The following is a 15,125-nucleotide window of genomic DNA, read 5'->3' as shown; positions in this document are numbered from 1 at the left end:
GGATATATCAATTAATTGTGCTTTTTAAAAAACCTTCCACTAGTTTGTATTCTTGTTCAATGTCAGCCAACACTGTTTCAGTACCACGGATATCTCCCTTTTTACCCTTTTCCTCAAGGGTTAAACACATATTACCTAACGGCATGATACCCATGTTAAAACAGCTGCCTTTCATGCTATGTGCCAATTCTCTTAACCGATATGCATCACTTTCCGCAATAGCACTGGCCATTCCTTCGATGCGCATACTACTGTCACGCATAAAAGTTTCAACTAACATTGCAAACTCATCTTCCATTACGGCTTTCAATTCCAAAATGGCATCTAGGTCTACATGTGATTCAATCATCCCCCTCTCCTCAGAGGCTGCCACCAAAACACTTCACCCATAGCCTTTTGCCACACACTTTCCAGAGACAACAAAAGGCTTTAGTTGTCCCTTTAATCATTTGTCCATGAAAATACCACTTCAACACAATTCCCCTTTCCAAGATAAGTCACTTGTTGGCAAAATGAACGCAACAAGCTAATACCTCTGCCATGAAATAGCTGATCACCTTTCATATTTTGTAATTGTTGATAGTCAAAACCAGGCCCACTGTCTTCCACCCTGATCTGAACAAAGCCTCCTTGCTCAGTAGGGACATGATTTAATGCAAACCGAATGTAACCCTGAGCCAACCGCCGTAATCGGCTCTCTCGCTCAGCATAATACTCAGTAAATCCTTGGCTGGAATGTTTCAATGACGAGCTCATTTGTAATACGCCATGCTCCAGCGCATTGGAGTAAAGCTCAGATAAAATGGTATAAAGCTTACTGTTATGTAACCCCAAACCAGGAATTTCCATCAAACAATGTAGCACTAACGGAATCGGGTTATAGTTGCGGAGGGTTTCTGGCCGAAATTCAAAATTGACTGCCCAGTTTTGTGCCCCCCTTGCCGCAGATACCTCAAAGACTTCATCCTCATCTGCAAAGGTTTCCGGTGGCACCATCATTACTTCAACCATGGTCAAATCATCGGTAGGTTCACCAATAAAACTAAATACTGATTTGCGAATCTCTTCAAATAGGCTGTCAATCTGATTATTTTGCTTAAACACTTGTTGTAGCCGTTCTACCCCAAAAAATTGCTTAGCTTCATCTTGTGCTTCAATCACCCCATCACTCATCAGTAATAAGCGATCATCATTCGCCATTTCAATCAGTTGATATTCTGCATTAAATTTTTGAGCACCAAGAATACCTAACGGCAAGTGCTGAGAAGTCAACGCTTCAAATTCTCCCGTACAGTTGCGGTATAAGTAACAATCGGGCAGACCACCAATCCATAATTTAACCAGCTTGCTGGTAAAATCTAAATCCACCATAACAGCACAACAAAAACTGGAAACTGGTAGTACTTTTTTCAGTTTATTATTAATTTCAGCCAACACCTCTGGCATGGAAAAACCTTTATTAATCATGCCATAAAATATTTCTGCTAATGGCATTGCACCAATGGCCGCGGGTAACCCATGCCCAGCAAAATCGCCTAACAATACCATCATTCCACCAGATGGCTTGCGAGCAGCAACAACAATATCACCGTTAAAAATTGCAAAAGGCGATTGCACAGCACGTAAATTAGGTGCATTTAAACAACCTGAATGAGCAACTTTGTCAAAAATTTCCTTGGCTACTGTTTGTTCATGTAATAAATATTGATTGTGCTCAACAATTTTATCCCGCTGTTCTTGAAGGGTATTATGCATTACCCGCATGCGATTAAATGCATTAATTTTAGCGCGCAGGATAGTGGCATTATAAGGCTTAGATAAAAAGTCATCCCCACCCACATCTAAACAACGAGCCAATGACTCCGCATCGGTTAGTGAGGTTAAAAAAATGATCGGTACCAGTTCCTCCCCCGCCAATGCTTTAATTTGTCGTGCGGCTTCAAGCCCATCCACATTAGGCATCATTACATCAAGCAATACCAGCTCAGGGCACTCTTGCTGATATAAATCAATGGCTTCTGCACCATCGGTTGCAATGATGACTCGATGTCCCAGCTTATTAACAATTGTCCTTAAAATAAGCCGATCTGTTTCTGTGTCATCTGCAATTAATATGGTTAGGCCCATAGTTTTACGCTTAAATGCTAGAATAGTGATAGTCAGGTCAGAACAAGCGATGACGATTTGATAACATAGATCAATGCACTTTGTTACAGTGTGTAACAGCCACTGCTAGTTACCCGCTATTTTAAGTATTACCGTCGGTTGTTGTACTTCATTTGTTACATATACCACTCCTGCCATTAACGTAACCGTCCATTCACAAAACGCTAACAGAAAGAAAAGGAATATGTTCAAACAATTCAACTTAAGTACTACTGAATAGCAAATAATTGTTCAAAGTTAGAAATTAATAGGATCTTTTTTACATCAGGTTTGCAATTGACGATTTTAATATCTGCTTCATCACCACCAGCATGATCTCGCAACAATAACAACATGCCTAATGCAGAGCTGTCTAAATAGGTTGTTTCATTAAGGTCGATCACATATTCAGCGGGGCGTCTTGGAATTCGCTCATATGCATCACGAAAGGCTTGATGTTCACCAAAGTCAAAACGACCCTGAATTTTGATGGTTAGTGCTTTGCCATCCTCTGACTTAATCGTGGATATAGTCATCTTATCCCCCTTTAATCATTCCCTTATTCATTTAGCATAGCATTAAACAACTTGTCAGTGCTGACGAGATTGGTGGACCATTACCCATTCATCCAGTAGCCGTTGCTCTCTACGGGTTAGCCTCACTTGCTCTGAAGCCGCTAGTCGTGCCTGCAACTGTTCAACTTTTCTGGTTTCTTGATGAGCCTGTTGCCATTGCTGCTGGGCTTGTTGCCATTGCCGAGTCACCGCTACAAGCTGCTGCTGCTGTTGCTCAATGGCTTGCCCTAACTGAGATAAAAAGTTACTCATCATTTGTAACTGCTGGATATTAACATGGGGGCCAGTCGCCTGCTGTTGGTAATCTGCCTGAAATTTAAATAGCTGCTGTAGCTGCTGTTCAGCATGTAAACACTGCTGTTGGCACTCTTGCAGGTATCGCCCTGCTGATGTTTCTTTAGCCTGATTTACTTTTAATACGACATTGAGCTGTGCTGCAGGTTTCATTGTCATTGCTCCTAGCTACCACTTCACCATTACTCCTACCTAAACTAGCTAATTAAATTTACCAATTACTAGCACCTTACCCCATAGGAGTTGATAACAACTGTTCCAGCTGACTGATGCTATCCGCCAGGGTAGCTTGCTCATTCAACCCTTGAGTTAAATAGCGCTCTAGCTGCGCCCTTCGCGAAATAGCTTCATCGGTTACCACATCACTCCCTTGGGTATAGGCCCCAATGTTGATTAAGTCACGGTTTTTTTCAAAAGCTGAGACTAATTGTTTTAACCGTTGAGCACTGGTCAAATGACTGGTTTTCACTATCGCAGGCATTGCTCGGCTAATTGAAGCTTCAATATCGATAGCAGGATAATGACCGGCATCAGCCAAATGACGAGACAATACCAAGTGACCATCTAAAATAGCCCGCGAAGCATCTGCAATAGGGTCTTGTTGATCATCGCCTTCCGCCAGTACAGTGTAAAACGCCGTAATAGAACCACTGCCTTGCGCGCCATTGCCCGCCCGTTCCACCAGCTGAGGTAACTTAGCAAAAACTGACGGTGGATAACCTTTAGTCGCTGGAGGCTCACCAATCGCTAAGGCAATTTCTCGTTGCGCCTGGGCATAGCGGGTGAGTGAGTCCATCAATAACAGCACACTTTTGCCTTGATCACGAAAGTGCTCTGCAATGCGGGTGGCTAACATAGCTGCCCGCAACCTGACCAGTGGAGAATCATCAGCAGGTGAGGCCACGACCACAGAACGAGCCAAGCCGGCTTCCCCCAAAGTATGATCAATAAACTCCTTCACCTCACGGCCCCGCTCACCCACCAGCGCCACAACGATTATGTCAGCCGCCGTAAAGCGAGTCATCATTCCTAACAGCACACTTTTCCCTACGCCACTGCCAGCAAATAGCCCTAATCGCTGGCCTCGACCAACAGTTAACACTCCATTGATGGCACGAATCCCTACATCCAAAGGCTCCTTGATAGGCTGTCGAGAAAGTGGGTTAATCATTGGCCCGTAAAGCTCTACATAGTCTTCCACATCTAATGGCCCTAGCCCATCAAGCGGCTTACCCAAACCACCCAGAATACGCCCCAATAAGCCTGATCCTACAGGTACCAAAGTTTCACTGGCCATTGGAATCACTTTTGCGCCAGGGTGAATCCCTTCTGCAGAGGTCAGCGGCATCAGAAATAGCTTGTCCCCTGCAAAACCCATCACTTCAGCTTCTACCTGGGTATTGTCATCCGCCACCACCATGCAGCGCTGCCCCGTAGCGATTCGGCAGCCCACCGCCTCCAAAGTCAGCCCGACCATGCGAGTCAATCGACCTTCCACTAAAGGCTGAACTGGCTGAGTCAAGCTTGCTTGATACGGTTTAAGCCTTTCGGTGAGTGGCATTCTCAAGTGCGTCATGGTGATGAGCTATCGGCTGGCTGACTGTTGTCTAGGGGGAGGGCTTCTGCAGCAGGATTATCCGCAGTAACGGGGGCAGCCTCAGGCTGGGTAGTTGACTCTTCAACAACCGGTTGCTGTTGAATCGTTTGTGCATGGGTATGTAAGTGTTGCTCTGCCAACCTTTCAGTCAGCTGGCTTAATCTTGCTTCGACAGAAGCATCAACCAGACTATTGGCTGTCTCTACCCGGCAGCCACCTGGTAATAGCTTATCATCTGGTAATAACTGCCAATTTTCACCTTGTTGAGCTACATGCTCATTGATTAAGTCAATATCCTGCGGGTTTAAGAACACCTTAATCTGTTGATCAGTAATTGGCATCGCTTGTATAGCAGCTCTGACGACCGTAGTAATTTGACTGGAGTCCAGTTGTAGCTCTCGCTGAACCACCTGCTTCGCAATAGCAATTGCGATATTCACCAGCTGTTGCGTCAAAGCTTCATCTTGGTCGGCAATAGGGTTATATAATGCATTAATTAGCTGCTGTAAGCGCCCCATTTGCTTATGCAGCTCTTCAATGGCTGCTTCCTGGCCTTGCTGTAAACCTTGCTGGTAGCCGTCTTCTTGCCCTTTAGTTAACCCCTCTTGATATCCAGCGGTTTTACCTTCCTCTAATCCAGTTTGCCAGCCGAGCTGTTTTCCTTCATTAAAACCCGCTTGAAAACCCTGCTCTTGCAGCTGATCAGCATCCATGGCAGCGGGTGGCGAGGCGCTTGGTTGTGCACTAGATGAAGTCTGAGAAGGAAGTGGCGCAGATGGCTGGGCTACCGGCTGATGTGTAACGGGTGCTGGTGCTGGTGCAGACTGCTGAGTTGTCGGCTTAGGTGGTGGACGTCGCTCCGCATCTCGCATGCGATGCTTAACAATGTGCCGAGCATTAGCAAAGACTGGCAGCCCAAATGACTGTACATCCACCGCCTCGCTTGCAGAAATTACTCGTTCTTCCTTATTCTTAGCCATGTTTTGTTGCTAGTGCTCAACTAAGTACCCAGTTTAGATCAACCTACACCATTTCCTCTCCACCTTTACCTAAGGCAATTTCTCCAGAGTCAGCCATTCGTCGGGCGATGCTGAGAATTTCTTTTTGTGCTGTTTCCACTTCACTTAAGCGAACAGGCCCTTTAGCTTCCAGGTCATCTTGGAGTAATTCCGCCGCCCGCTTAGACATGTTTTTGAAGATTTTTTCCTTCACTGCTTCATTGGCACCTTTCAGTGCCAAAATCAGTACATCCGAAGAGACTTCACGCATCAATGCTTGGATACCTCGATCATCAACATCTGACAAGTTATCAAACACAAACATCAAATCTTCAATTTCGGTACACAAATCTTCATCAACTTGCTTAATAGACTCCATTAACGGGGCTTCGATAGAGCCTTCTACATAGTTCATTATATCAGCAACCCGTTTCACCCCACCCATCGTGGTGGTTTTGGTTGACCCACTGCCAGAGAACTGGCGTTCCAAGATGTCATTTAGCTCTTGTAATGCCGCTGGTTGAACCGTTGTCAGGTTAGCAACCCGTAGCATAATATCCAGGCGCACCTTGGCATCAAAATACCCCAGAATTTCTGCTGCTTGGTCTGCATCTAAATAGGCCACCACAATGGCTTGGATTTGAGGGTGTTCATAACGAATGATATCGGCCACAGCTCGCGGCTCCATCCACTTTAAGGTATCCAGGCCAGTGGTATTACCTCCCAGTAAGATGCGATCAATCAGGCCACTGGCTTTATCTTCACCAAGGGCCTGGGTCAACATATTGCGAATATAACCATCGGCTCCCATACCCAAGCCAGTCTCATGACGAACAATTTCTATAAAGTATTTCAGCACTGATACAACTTTGCTGCGATTAACATCTTCCAGCTGTGCCATCATTGCCCCTACTTTCTGAACTTCTTTAGGGCCCATATGTTTTAGTACTTCTGCAGCGTCAGCCTCGCCTAAACTCAGCAAAAAAATTGCTGAACGTTCAACACCTGACATTTTCGCTGCCTCAGCAGTTTCTTCTGATACCACAGAGGGGGGACTGCCAGCTTGCTCAGTCATCTTCTGATACCCAATGTTTTATCACTAATGCCACTCGGCCAGCATCATCACCAATAAGCTCTCTCACCGCATTTAGCTGCTGCTCATAGCCTTCGTGAGGGCCTGGCAACAAAATACTGCTACCTGCACCTGAAATGCTGACTTGATCTTCTGCCAATGAGCCACCTTCACCCAACGACTCCAAATCTTCCAGCCCTTCCATACCACCAACACCAGCTGCAGCAGCTACAGGCTCAGGTTTAGCGAATAAATGACGCACCATAGGCTTTAAAAAACCAAATAATAAAATCAGCAAAAATATGCCAGCCAATACTAGTTTGATAATTTCCCAGAACCAGGGTTGCGTCCAAAATGGAATTTCTTCGATGGCTTCTGTTGGCACATCTACGAAAGCAGAGTTAATGACATTTACACTATCACCCCGTGATACATCAAATCCTACCGCATCTTTGACTAGCTGGGTGAACCTCGCTAGTTCGTTGTTATCCCAAGGTGTACGAACGACCTCATTGGTGTCTGGCGTTACAGTCACCAGGTCATTGACTACCACAGCGACTGTCAACCGCTTTAGTCGCCCCTGTTGAAAACGAGTATGGCTGATGGTTTTGTCTAGCTCAAAATTACGAGTGGCTTGCACTCTAACATCTGAAGGCTTCGCAGCAGCCGCCTGACCACCTTCACCCGCTTCTACTTGCTCAGGTACGGTTACCTCTCCTGGAGGTTGATTAGAGAGGGCTCCTGGTACCCCGCCTTGGCCTGGACCCGTTTGGCGGCTTTCATCTAAGGTTTGCTCACTGCGTAAAGCAGGTGTATCTGGGTTAAATAGCTCAGATGTTTGCTCAATGGCAGTAAAATCAATATCGGCAGCCACCTCTGCTTTATAATTATTCTGGCCCAGGATTGGCTCTAAAATATTATGGACTCGCTGCACCAACCCTTCTTCAACTCGACTAATGTACTCTCGCTGCTGATTTGCAACTTTGAGCCTGCTCTCTTCAGCGGTAGACTCCACCGATAGCAGCTGGCCATGTTGATCCACTACTGCCACTCGTTCAACGGGCATATCTGGCACACTAGCAGCGACTAAGTTACGAATGGCTTTTACCTGTTCTGGCTTCAAGCTACGAGTACCATATAACTCCAGAAAAACGGATGCAGAGGGCTGACGAGCATCGCGAATAAAGACAGAGCGTTTAGGAATAGCTAGGTGCACTCGGGCATTTCGAACGTTATACAGACTGGCAATGGTTCGGGCCAACTCGCCTTCAAGGCCTCGGCGATAGCGAGCATTCTCTAAGAACTGGCTGGTGCCTAAGCCTTGTTCTTTATCCAATACTTCCAAACCTATATTGGTTTCATCCGTCACATCAGCAGCAGCTAATGCCATTCGTGCTTTTGCTACCTGGTCCGCCTCCACTAAAATAATGCCGCTGTTTGGCTCTATTCGATAGTTAATCTCACTATCCTGTAGCGTTTGCACAACTTGGGCACTGTTAAATCCTTGCATTGAACCATAAATGGGGCGAAAGTCTGGTGACTGAGACCAAATGACAATGGCAAAACCAATCGCGACACTGGCCGCTAACCCTACCATTAAGGCAATTTGCCTAGCGATAGACAGGCCACTGAGTGACTCTAACAACTCCCCACCAAAACGGTTTGGCGCTGCAGCCTGATTACCCAACACAGCTGGTTGAGTATTGTTAGATTCAGCCTCGGTTGTTGCCATTGCAATATCCAACCATTAAATGGGCATTTTCATAATCTCTTCATAAGCACTGACTAGCTTATTACGTACCTCTACCATGGCATCAAAGGCTACTTTTGCCTTTTGGCTTTCAACCATGACTTGAGGCAAATCAATGGTGGTATCACCTCGATCATAGCGATCTCTTAATTGGCCACTGATTTGTTGCTGGGTATTAACCTCATTGATGGCCTGTTTAAACATATCTCCAAATGAAGGCGTCACTTGCTTGACGTCCCCTTCTGCCGCCTGATCAGTAACTAATAGCTTACCAGGCAATGGCGTTGACATGGCTTCAGCCTGCATAGCTCGCATTTCAACAAGCAAACGATTCATGGATAACTGCGAAGACATAATGACTAAACTCCCTGAGCAGCCAATGACAAACAATTGGCTTTCTGTCAGGGCGCTGCATTTTTTAAGCCAGCCATTATGTTAAACAAAATATTTTCTTCTTTTTCAATTGGTTAAGGAGCTAACTTAAAAAGCCTTTGAAGTTTTAGCCAGTCACTGTTACACACTAAAGTGATTTCTCGTTTATGAACCCCATTAATGAACTAAGGAGCTGCTTGTTTGAATATATTAATTACTGGTGCGGCTGGTTTTATTGGTAGTGCCATTGTGGCTGAGTTATTAGCTCAAGGGCATCAGGTGTATGCCTGCGTGCGAAATCCACGTAATTTACCCAAGCATCCCAACTTATCGATTATTTGCTTAAACCTAGCTGACTGCCTGACTCCTAAAAGCTGGCTCCCTCATTTAAAACCTATCGATGCTGTGATTAATTGTGCGGGTATTTTAACGGAAACCAAGCCCGGTGATTTTGAGCAGTTGCATTACCATGCACCCAAAGCATTGGCTGAAACCTGCTTACAACAAGGCATCAAATGCTTTATTCAGTTATCCGCTTTAGGCAATCCTACAGATGGTGCCTTTATCAGGAGTAAACATCAGTTTGATGATTATCTTATTGAACAGTTTCCCTCAGCCATCATTATCAGGCCTTCCGTCGTATTATCTTGCCGGGGCTCTTATGGAGGCACCTCATTGATGAGAGCCATCGCCAGTTTGCCGATGATTCCACTGGCTGGCGATGGTAACCAACAGTTTCAGCCCATTTTACTGGAAGACCTGGCTAATATCGTATGCCGGCTGTTGACGTATCAAGGCGATAAACGAGTTTTTTACCCTGCGGGGCCAGAGATATTGTCAATTAAAGAATTTTTAGGCAACTTGCGACAATGGCTAAAATGGCCTGAACCTCACTGGTTACCCACTCCATTAAGCTTATTTAAAAAACTGGCAACGCTGAATAGCAAACTCAAGATTGTGCCATTTAACGACACTCTGTTAACCATGCTGGAACAGGGAAATGTTATACCTGATAATGAATATCAGGCCCTTTCCCAAGAACTGAATTACTCACCACAATCGGTTAAATCAACCCTATTAAATACACCCAGTTTTGTGCAAGACCGCTGGCACGCCAAGCTTTATTGGATTAGACCAGTACTTTGGTTTGCCATTACCTTTATTTGGTTGCTCTCAGCCGTTGCTGGGTTTATAGCAACCCCCGAGCAATTCGCCCCCACCCTGAATGCCCTGGCAATTCCTCCCGCTTATCAATCAACACTTGTGGTATTAACCTCACTATTAGACTTAAGTTTAGGTATGCTATTTATTATGGGGTGGCGCCCTAAATTGATTCTGAGCTTAATGGTATTGTCAGTTTTAGGTTACACCTTAATGTTAGGGCTATTTGCACCATTTACTTGGTTAGACCCCTTGGGTGGGCTGATTAAAAATGTAGCGGTGTTAATGATGTTGTGGTGTTACTGGGTAATTAAAGAAGCACGTTAAGGGCACATCTAAAAATGTATTTTTAGATGTGCCCTTAAGAAAACTAGTGTTTAAACAAACAAGTACAGAAGTATAGTCAAAACAAATGGCAGAATATTATTTATTATTAAAATTAGTGCATATTATTTCTTCCACCCTGCTGTTTGGCACAGGATTGGGTACCGCTTTTTATATGTGGCGTGCTGATCGCAGTCAAAACCTGAATACCATCGCCATTACCAGCCAAAATGTTGTTTTAGCCGACTGGCTATTTACGACACCTGCCGTCATTATCCAACCCGTTACCGGTATTTGGATGTTACTGCTGGTAGGATTACCGTTGACCACCTCCTGGGTAATGGCAAGCTTGGTTTTGTATGTTATTACTGGGCTCTGTTGGATACCGGTGGTTTATATTCAAATTAAGGTGGCTAAACTGGCTAAAGCTGCTCTTAGTGAAAATCAACCACTACCTGCCGTTTATCGAAAGCTCATGACCTATTGGTACAGTTTGGGTTGGCCGGCCTTTATCAGTGTAATGGCTATTTTTTATTTGATGGTGTTTAAACCCATTCTTTGGTGATCAACATTATGAAAGTACTGCATACGCGTCAATCACATGTTGTAAAGCAAATCAACCAGTTTAATCAACAAGCCAGTGATGCTGATCGGCGTTTAAAATTTGAAAAAATGCAAGCATCTGCTTTTGTTTTTTTCAGAGGTACTAATCACATCTACTGGCACGATGTTTCCCGCGACTGGCGCATCAGTCTTTATGGTGGCCGCCCTGAAACCCAAGTCTGGTTACAAGGTGATGCCCATGTCTATAATTTTGGTGCGTTACATGATCATCATGGCCAAATTTACTATGGCATGGATGATTTCGATGATGCCATTATTGCTGATTACCAATTCGACTTATGGCGGTTAGCCACCAGTTTAGTCTTAGACTTGCAACAACATGATTATTATCAGCAAGACCTTGCTGAACAAGCAGTACAACGACTGGGTAAAGCTTATTTGCAAGGGGTTGTTGCTAGCAAAACCGACGACTCTGCTATTTACATTGAAAATGCTGTTAAGCCGATTAAAAAATTTCTGACCAAAGTCCATCAGAAGAATACCCGCTTAAACATGCTGCAAAAATGGACTACCTCTGACTTAAATCGCTTTAATTATGCAAATCCTAAATTAACTGAATTGTCCGACCATGTAAAAACCAACCTAACGGGTGCATTGCTAGATTACCATCGTAGCCAACAGTCCATTACACCAGATTTTACCAGCCGTTTTGAAGTAGTAGACCTGGTCAAACGGGTCAAAGCCGGTACAGGATCACTCGGTAATCAGCGCTTTTATGCATTAATCCAAGGCCCCACACCAGAAGAAAATATTATTCTGGATATCAAACAGCAGCAACAGCCCGCAGCAATTCGTTGCTTTCCGAAAATTGAACAACACTGGTATTACAGTCAATTTACCAATGAGGGCCAACGCCATGCTGATGCCTATTCAGCCATTGCCGAGCATCCAGATGCCTGGCTAGGCTGGTTGAGTTATAACGATGAATTGTATTCCGTGAGAGAACGCTCACCCTTCAAAAAAGACTTCCCCACCCACAAGCTATTTAAACCCAAGCATTATTTAACAATGGCTGAGATATGGGGTGAAATATTAGGTAAAGAACATGCCCGCGGCTCCATTCAGGTGCAGGAACCCAACCACCGATTTATTCATTATGTTAAAAATGAGTTAATGGAACATCAAAAAGAGTTTATCAAACTACTATCTGCTGTTTCAGTTCACTACGCAAGATGTGTGGTGCAGGATTGGGGGTATTTTCGGAATAGCGGATTGTGGTAATTTATAGCGTAATTACTATGACCACTATAAATTTACATTTCTTCTTGATCTTCTCTATAAAACTAGAACCATTGATGACTTCATCATGTGCTTTTGAATAATGCTAATGGTGTTGTCATCAACGGCTTCATTAGTTTCACTCAAGGAGTAACTTTTAAAACTCCAGCATTCTAAAACAAGTAAAGCATCATTTTTTGCACCATGTTTTTAATAGTGTTTCCCAGATCGATATACTTGACTATTCCCATCGCGAATCATTTTTAGGTTTTGTTATCATCATTCTTCACTCCATTCACCTATTTCAATAGGCTAATGAGGCTTCGTCACTTGATGGCCTCACCTAGTGGTCCATGTGCAAAAAAGAACCTTGCCAGAAAATAAATGGTTTTGAAAACTGTTACCCAACTTTACGCATGAACCACTAGAAACCCTTCGTCTTGGGTATATATTTAAAAGCTAACGCCCTATTTTTCGATATAAACCTTTGTGAGCCTGTTTTTCTTGATATTCCTTCACCCATTCAACAAAACTCGCTGCAGGTAATGGAGGTGAAAAGAAATACCCTTGTGCTTGATCACATTTTAATTTTTGTAAAAATTCCAATTGTTTTTTCGTTTCTACACCTTCTGCGATGACGACCAAGTTTAAGCTGTGAGCTAAGCTAATAACAGAACGAACAATTGCCTGCGCCTCATTATTATGCAGTAAATCTTTAATAAAAGAACGGTCTATCTTTACTTTGTTAACAGGAAAACGCCACAAATAGGCTAAAGAGGAATAACCCGTTCCAAAGTCATCAATCGAAATACTTACACCACGCCTGGCAAAATGGTGAAGTGCTTGCGAAACAGCATCCGCGTCATTCATTACCATGGTTTCTGTAATTTCCACTTCTAGACAGCCAGGCTCCATTGTCAACTTTTGTAAAACTCGATCGGCAGTGCCTGTAATATCTCCATATTTAAATTGAGATGCAGATAAATTAACCGCCACCTGTAACTTCCCCAATTCATTTACCTCACTCCATTCCTGGCACTGCCTACAAGCTTCCTCTAGCACCCACTCACCAATATCAGTAATAAGATTACTCTGCTCTGCAATAGGAATAAATTTATTGGGAGTAATTAAACCACGGTTGGAATGTTGCCAACGAACTAACGCTTCCATCCCTACCACATGTGATGTATTTAAATCTATCTTGGGTTGATAATAAACAAGGAATTCATCGGCCATTAAGGCACGTCGCATGTCTTTTTCTAGTGCATTACGTTCTTGTACCCGTCGATTCATTTCATCGTTATACATTCGGTATTGATTGCGCCCCAAGTTTTTAGCCTCATACATTGCCATATCAGCATTTTTTAATAACTGATCACAATCATTACCATCATAAGGAAATAAAGTGACGCCTATACTGGCACCAATATGAATAGTGTGGCCTTGACAATCCACCGTGCAATTAAGCAAGTCGTTCATCCGTTGGGCCATATTTTCCACTTCAACTTCAGAACGCAACCCACTGGAAATCACTGCAAACTCATCCCCTCCTAACCTAGCTGCAATATCAAACCCACGAATAGAGTTTAATAAAATATCTGCGACTTTTTTCAGTAACTCATCACCCACCATATGTCCCAAGGTATCATTTACATCTTTAAACTTATCTAAGTCTATGAAAAATAATGCAACGATTCCTTCAAACCGTTCAGCACGATTAATGTTTTTCTTTAACTCATGCTGAAACATCACTCGGTTGGGTAAGTTTGTTAAAAGATCATAAGAAGCCAAATACTGTAAACGCTGCTCAGCCATTTTCCGGTCGGTAATATCAGTATGTATACCAACCACCCCCCCATCACTGGTTGCATATTCCCTAAACTCAATAAAGCGATCCTGATTTAACTCTATCAAATGCGCTCGTCCAACTTTATCCCTAGTGAGCATAATACTCTTAATCCAAGTTTCTAAAGGCACATCAACGGAGACGACACCTTCTCGATACATAATACGTAAGATATCTTGAAATGAGGCTTGGTCAGGTAACAAGGTTAAGCTGTAAAAATTTCTAAAGTGTTGATTACATAAAATAAGCTGGTCTTGTTCATCAAACAGTACAAACCCTTCTGACATACTTTCAATAGCATCACTTAACTGTGCTTTAGCTTTTTCAATTTCTTGATTGGTTGATTCTAATAAATGGGTTTTTTCTGTTAGCGAGTGCATCATACCTGCGATACTATCACTTAGAAATTCAAACTCTGAAACTCCTCTATAACTTGGTTGATTACCTTTTTTAATAGCACCAATAATGCGATTAATGGGATTTCTAACCTTATAGCTCAAAAAATAAAACATTAGCCCGGTAATAATTACGATAGTGATCAACGCTATACTAAATGCATAGCGATATACAGGCTGCTCCATTGTTCGTAACGCCTGGGCTTTAGGCTTTAATAGAATAATACGCCACTGCCATGGCTGAAATAATTGAGAGTGAACAATATAGTCTGTCAATTTATCAATGACAGCAATCGAGGCATCTGTTAATAATGAAGTTTCAATAGTTGCTAATGTTGCTCTGGGTAACTCTGTTTTAACGATGACTTCTTGTAAGTTATTATCAAAAACAATAACGCCTACATTATTAGCACGTACAAAGTCCTCGATGGCCACCATAGTGGATACTTTTTCCAATCTGACTAGCTTTTCATTAGTTGCATTTCCTGTTTGAAACAATTTATCTACGTTGGTATCGCAAATATACAGTACACTGCGGGATAACCAGTTGAGATTTTCTTTAATTTGATGGTTGGCTGAATCAGAAATTGAATATGAAGTAAATAGATATAAAACAATAACCACCAAGCTAACAAACACCAGAAAAGGCGTAAAAACACGGAATGCAAAAGAGTTAACCAGTTTCTTTAGCATTACTCATACCTTCCTATCCTACCACTCGCATTGGCTATACTTTTTCCATAATTTACTAATT

13 protein-coding genes are annotated in these 15,125 nt (G+C 43.2%); 3 read left to right on the top strand and 10 right to left on the bottom strand.

The annotated features are described in order from the left end of the window. Positions 1 to 7 precede the first annotated feature (7 nt). The 9 genes from OQE68_RS22170 to fliE form a co-directional block, all read right to left on the bottom strand. Positions 8 to 349, bottom strand: a complete 342-nt coding sequence (locus OQE68_RS22170) for an Hpt domain-containing protein (protein ID WP_180567544.1) — start codon at positions 347 to 349, stop codon at positions 8 to 10. Between the two features lie 92 nt (positions 350 to 441). Continuing rightward, the gene (locus tag OQE68_RS22165; protein ID WP_180567545.1) at positions 442 to 2,127 is read right to left on the bottom strand and encodes an ATP-binding SpoIIE family protein phosphatase; all 1,686 of its coding nucleotides are present in this window, start codon (positions 2,125 to 2,127) and stop codon (positions 442 to 444) included. Between the two features lie 248 nt (positions 2,128 to 2,375). After that, positions 2,376 to 2,681, bottom strand: a complete 306-nt coding sequence (locus OQE68_RS22160) for an STAS domain-containing protein (RefSeq protein WP_180567546.1) — start codon at positions 2,679 to 2,681, stop codon at positions 2,376 to 2,378. A 54-nt stretch (positions 2,682 to 2,735) separates the two neighbouring features. Beyond that, on the bottom strand, positions 2,736 to 3,167 hold the full coding sequence (fliJ, locus tag OQE68_RS22155; RefSeq protein ID WP_180567547.1) for a flagellar export protein FliJ: 432 nt from the start codon (positions 3,165 to 3,167) through the stop codon (positions 2,736 to 2,738). A gap of 76 nt (positions 3,168 to 3,243) precedes the next feature. After that, positions 3,244 to 4,590 (bottom strand): flagellar protein export ATPase FliI, encoded by a 1,347-nt coding sequence (fliI, locus tag OQE68_RS22150; protein WP_434801421.1) that lies wholly within the window; start codon positions 4,588 to 4,590, stop codon positions 3,244 to 3,246. Beyond that, complete coding sequence (locus tag OQE68_RS22145; protein WP_180567548.1) at positions 4,587 to 5,591, bottom strand: flagellar assembly protein FliH; 1,005 nt, start codon at positions 5,589 to 5,591, stop codon at positions 4,587 to 4,589. The genes fliI and OQE68_RS22145 overlap by 4 nt, the downstream gene beginning before the upstream one ends. A gap of 43 nt (positions 5,592 to 5,634) precedes the next feature. After that, positions 5,635 to 6,621 carry a flagellar motor switch protein FliG gene (fliG, locus tag OQE68_RS22140; protein ID WP_255490807.1) on the bottom strand — a complete coding sequence of 329 codons (987 nt, stop codon included), beginning with the start codon at positions 6,619 to 6,621 and terminating at the stop codon, positions 5,635 to 5,637. Positions 6,622 to 6,676: 55 nt separating this feature from the next. Continuing rightward, on the bottom strand, positions 6,677 to 8,413 hold the full coding sequence (gene fliF, locus OQE68_RS22135) for a flagellar basal-body MS-ring/collar protein FliF (RefSeq protein WP_180567550.1): 1,737 nt from the start codon (positions 8,411 to 8,413) through the stop codon (positions 6,677 to 6,679). A gap of 15 nt (positions 8,414 to 8,428) precedes the next feature. Further along, on the bottom strand, positions 8,429 to 8,785 hold the full coding sequence (gene fliE / locus OQE68_RS22130) for a flagellar hook-basal body complex protein FliE (RefSeq protein WP_180567551.1): 357 nt from the start codon (positions 8,783 to 8,785) through the stop codon (positions 8,429 to 8,431). Between the two features lie 219 nt (positions 8,786 to 9,004). Between fliE and OQE68_RS22125 the strand changes: the two genes are divergently transcribed. The 3 genes from OQE68_RS22125 (at position 9,005) to OQE68_RS22115 (ending at position 12,133) form a co-directional block, all read left to right on the top strand. After that, positions 9,005 to 10,291 carry an NAD(P)H-binding protein gene (locus OQE68_RS22125; protein WP_180567552.1) on the top strand — a complete coding sequence of 429 codons (1,287 nt, stop codon included), beginning with the start codon at positions 9,005 to 9,007 and terminating at the stop codon, positions 10,289 to 10,291. Between the two features lie 85 nt (positions 10,292 to 10,376). Next, positions 10,377 to 10,853, top strand: a complete 477-nt coding sequence (locus tag OQE68_RS22120) for a DUF2269 family protein (RefSeq protein ID WP_180567553.1) — start codon at positions 10,377 to 10,379, stop codon at positions 10,851 to 10,853. 8 nt (positions 10,854 to 10,861) lie between these two features. After that, positions 10,862 to 12,133 (top strand): DUF2252 family protein, encoded by a 1,272-nt coding sequence (locus OQE68_RS22115; RefSeq protein WP_180567554.1) that lies wholly within the window; start codon positions 10,862 to 10,864, stop codon positions 12,131 to 12,133. Positions 12,134 to 12,589: 456 nt separating this feature from the next. On the opposite strand, the gene OQE68_RS22110 is transcribed toward OQE68_RS22115, so the two are convergent. Beyond that, on the bottom strand, positions 12,590 to 15,064 hold the full coding sequence (locus OQE68_RS22110) for a putative bifunctional diguanylate cyclase/phosphodiesterase (protein WP_180567555.1): 2,475 nt from the start codon (positions 15,062 to 15,064) through the stop codon (positions 12,590 to 12,592). Between the last annotated feature and the right edge of the window lie 61 nt (positions 15,065 to 15,125).

Source organism: Spartinivicinus marinus, from assembly GCF_026309355.1.
In the GTDB taxonomy this organism is placed as follows: Bacteria; Pseudomonadota; Gammaproteobacteria; order Pseudomonadales; family Zooshikellaceae; genus Spartinivicinus; species Spartinivicinus marinus.
This window is presented reverse-complemented; position numbering and strand designations above follow the sequence as displayed.

Coding starts and splice junctions, on each gene's coding strand:
- OQE68_RS22110 (WP_180567555.1), bottom strand. CDS start 15,064: ATGCTAAAGAAACTGGTTAACTCTTTTGCATTCCGTGTTTTTACGCCT.
- fliF (WP_180567550.1), bottom strand. CDS start 8,413: ATGGCAACAACCGAGGCTGAATCTAACAATACTCAACCAGCTGTGTTG.
- OQE68_RS22160 (WP_180567546.1), bottom strand. CDS start 2,681: ATGACTATATCCACGATTAAGTCAGAGGATGGCAAAGCACTAACCATC.
- OQE68_RS22145 (WP_180567548.1), bottom strand. CDS start 5,591: ATGGCTAAGAATAAGGAAGAACGAGTAATTTCTGCAAGCGAGGCGGTG.
- fliI (WP_434801421.1), bottom strand. CDS start 4,590: ATGACGCACTTGAGAATGCCACTCACCGAAAGGCTTAAACCGTATCAA.
- OQE68_RS22165 (WP_180567545.1), bottom strand. CDS start 2,127: ATGGGCCTAACCATATTAATTGCAGATGACACAGAAACAGATCGGCTT.
- OQE68_RS22115 (WP_180567554.1), top strand. CDS start 10,862: ATGAAAGTACTGCATACGCGTCAATCACATGTTGTAAAGCAAATCAAC.
- fliG (WP_255490807.1), bottom strand. CDS start 6,621: ATGTCAGGTGTTGAACGTTCAGCAATTTTTTTGCTGAGTTTAGGCGAG.
- fliJ (WP_180567547.1), bottom strand. CDS start 3,167: ATGAAACCTGCAGCACAGCTCAATGTCGTATTAAAAGTAAATCAGGCT.
- OQE68_RS22170 (WP_180567544.1), bottom strand. CDS start 349: ATGATTGAATCACATGTAGACCTAGATGCCATTTTGGAATTGAAAGCC.
- OQE68_RS22120 (WP_180567553.1), top strand. CDS start 10,377: ATGGCAGAATATTATTTATTATTAAAATTAGTGCATATTATTTCTTCC.
- fliE (WP_180567551.1), bottom strand. CDS start 8,785: ATGTCTTCGCAGTTATCCATGAATCGTTTGCTTGTTGAAATGCGAGCT.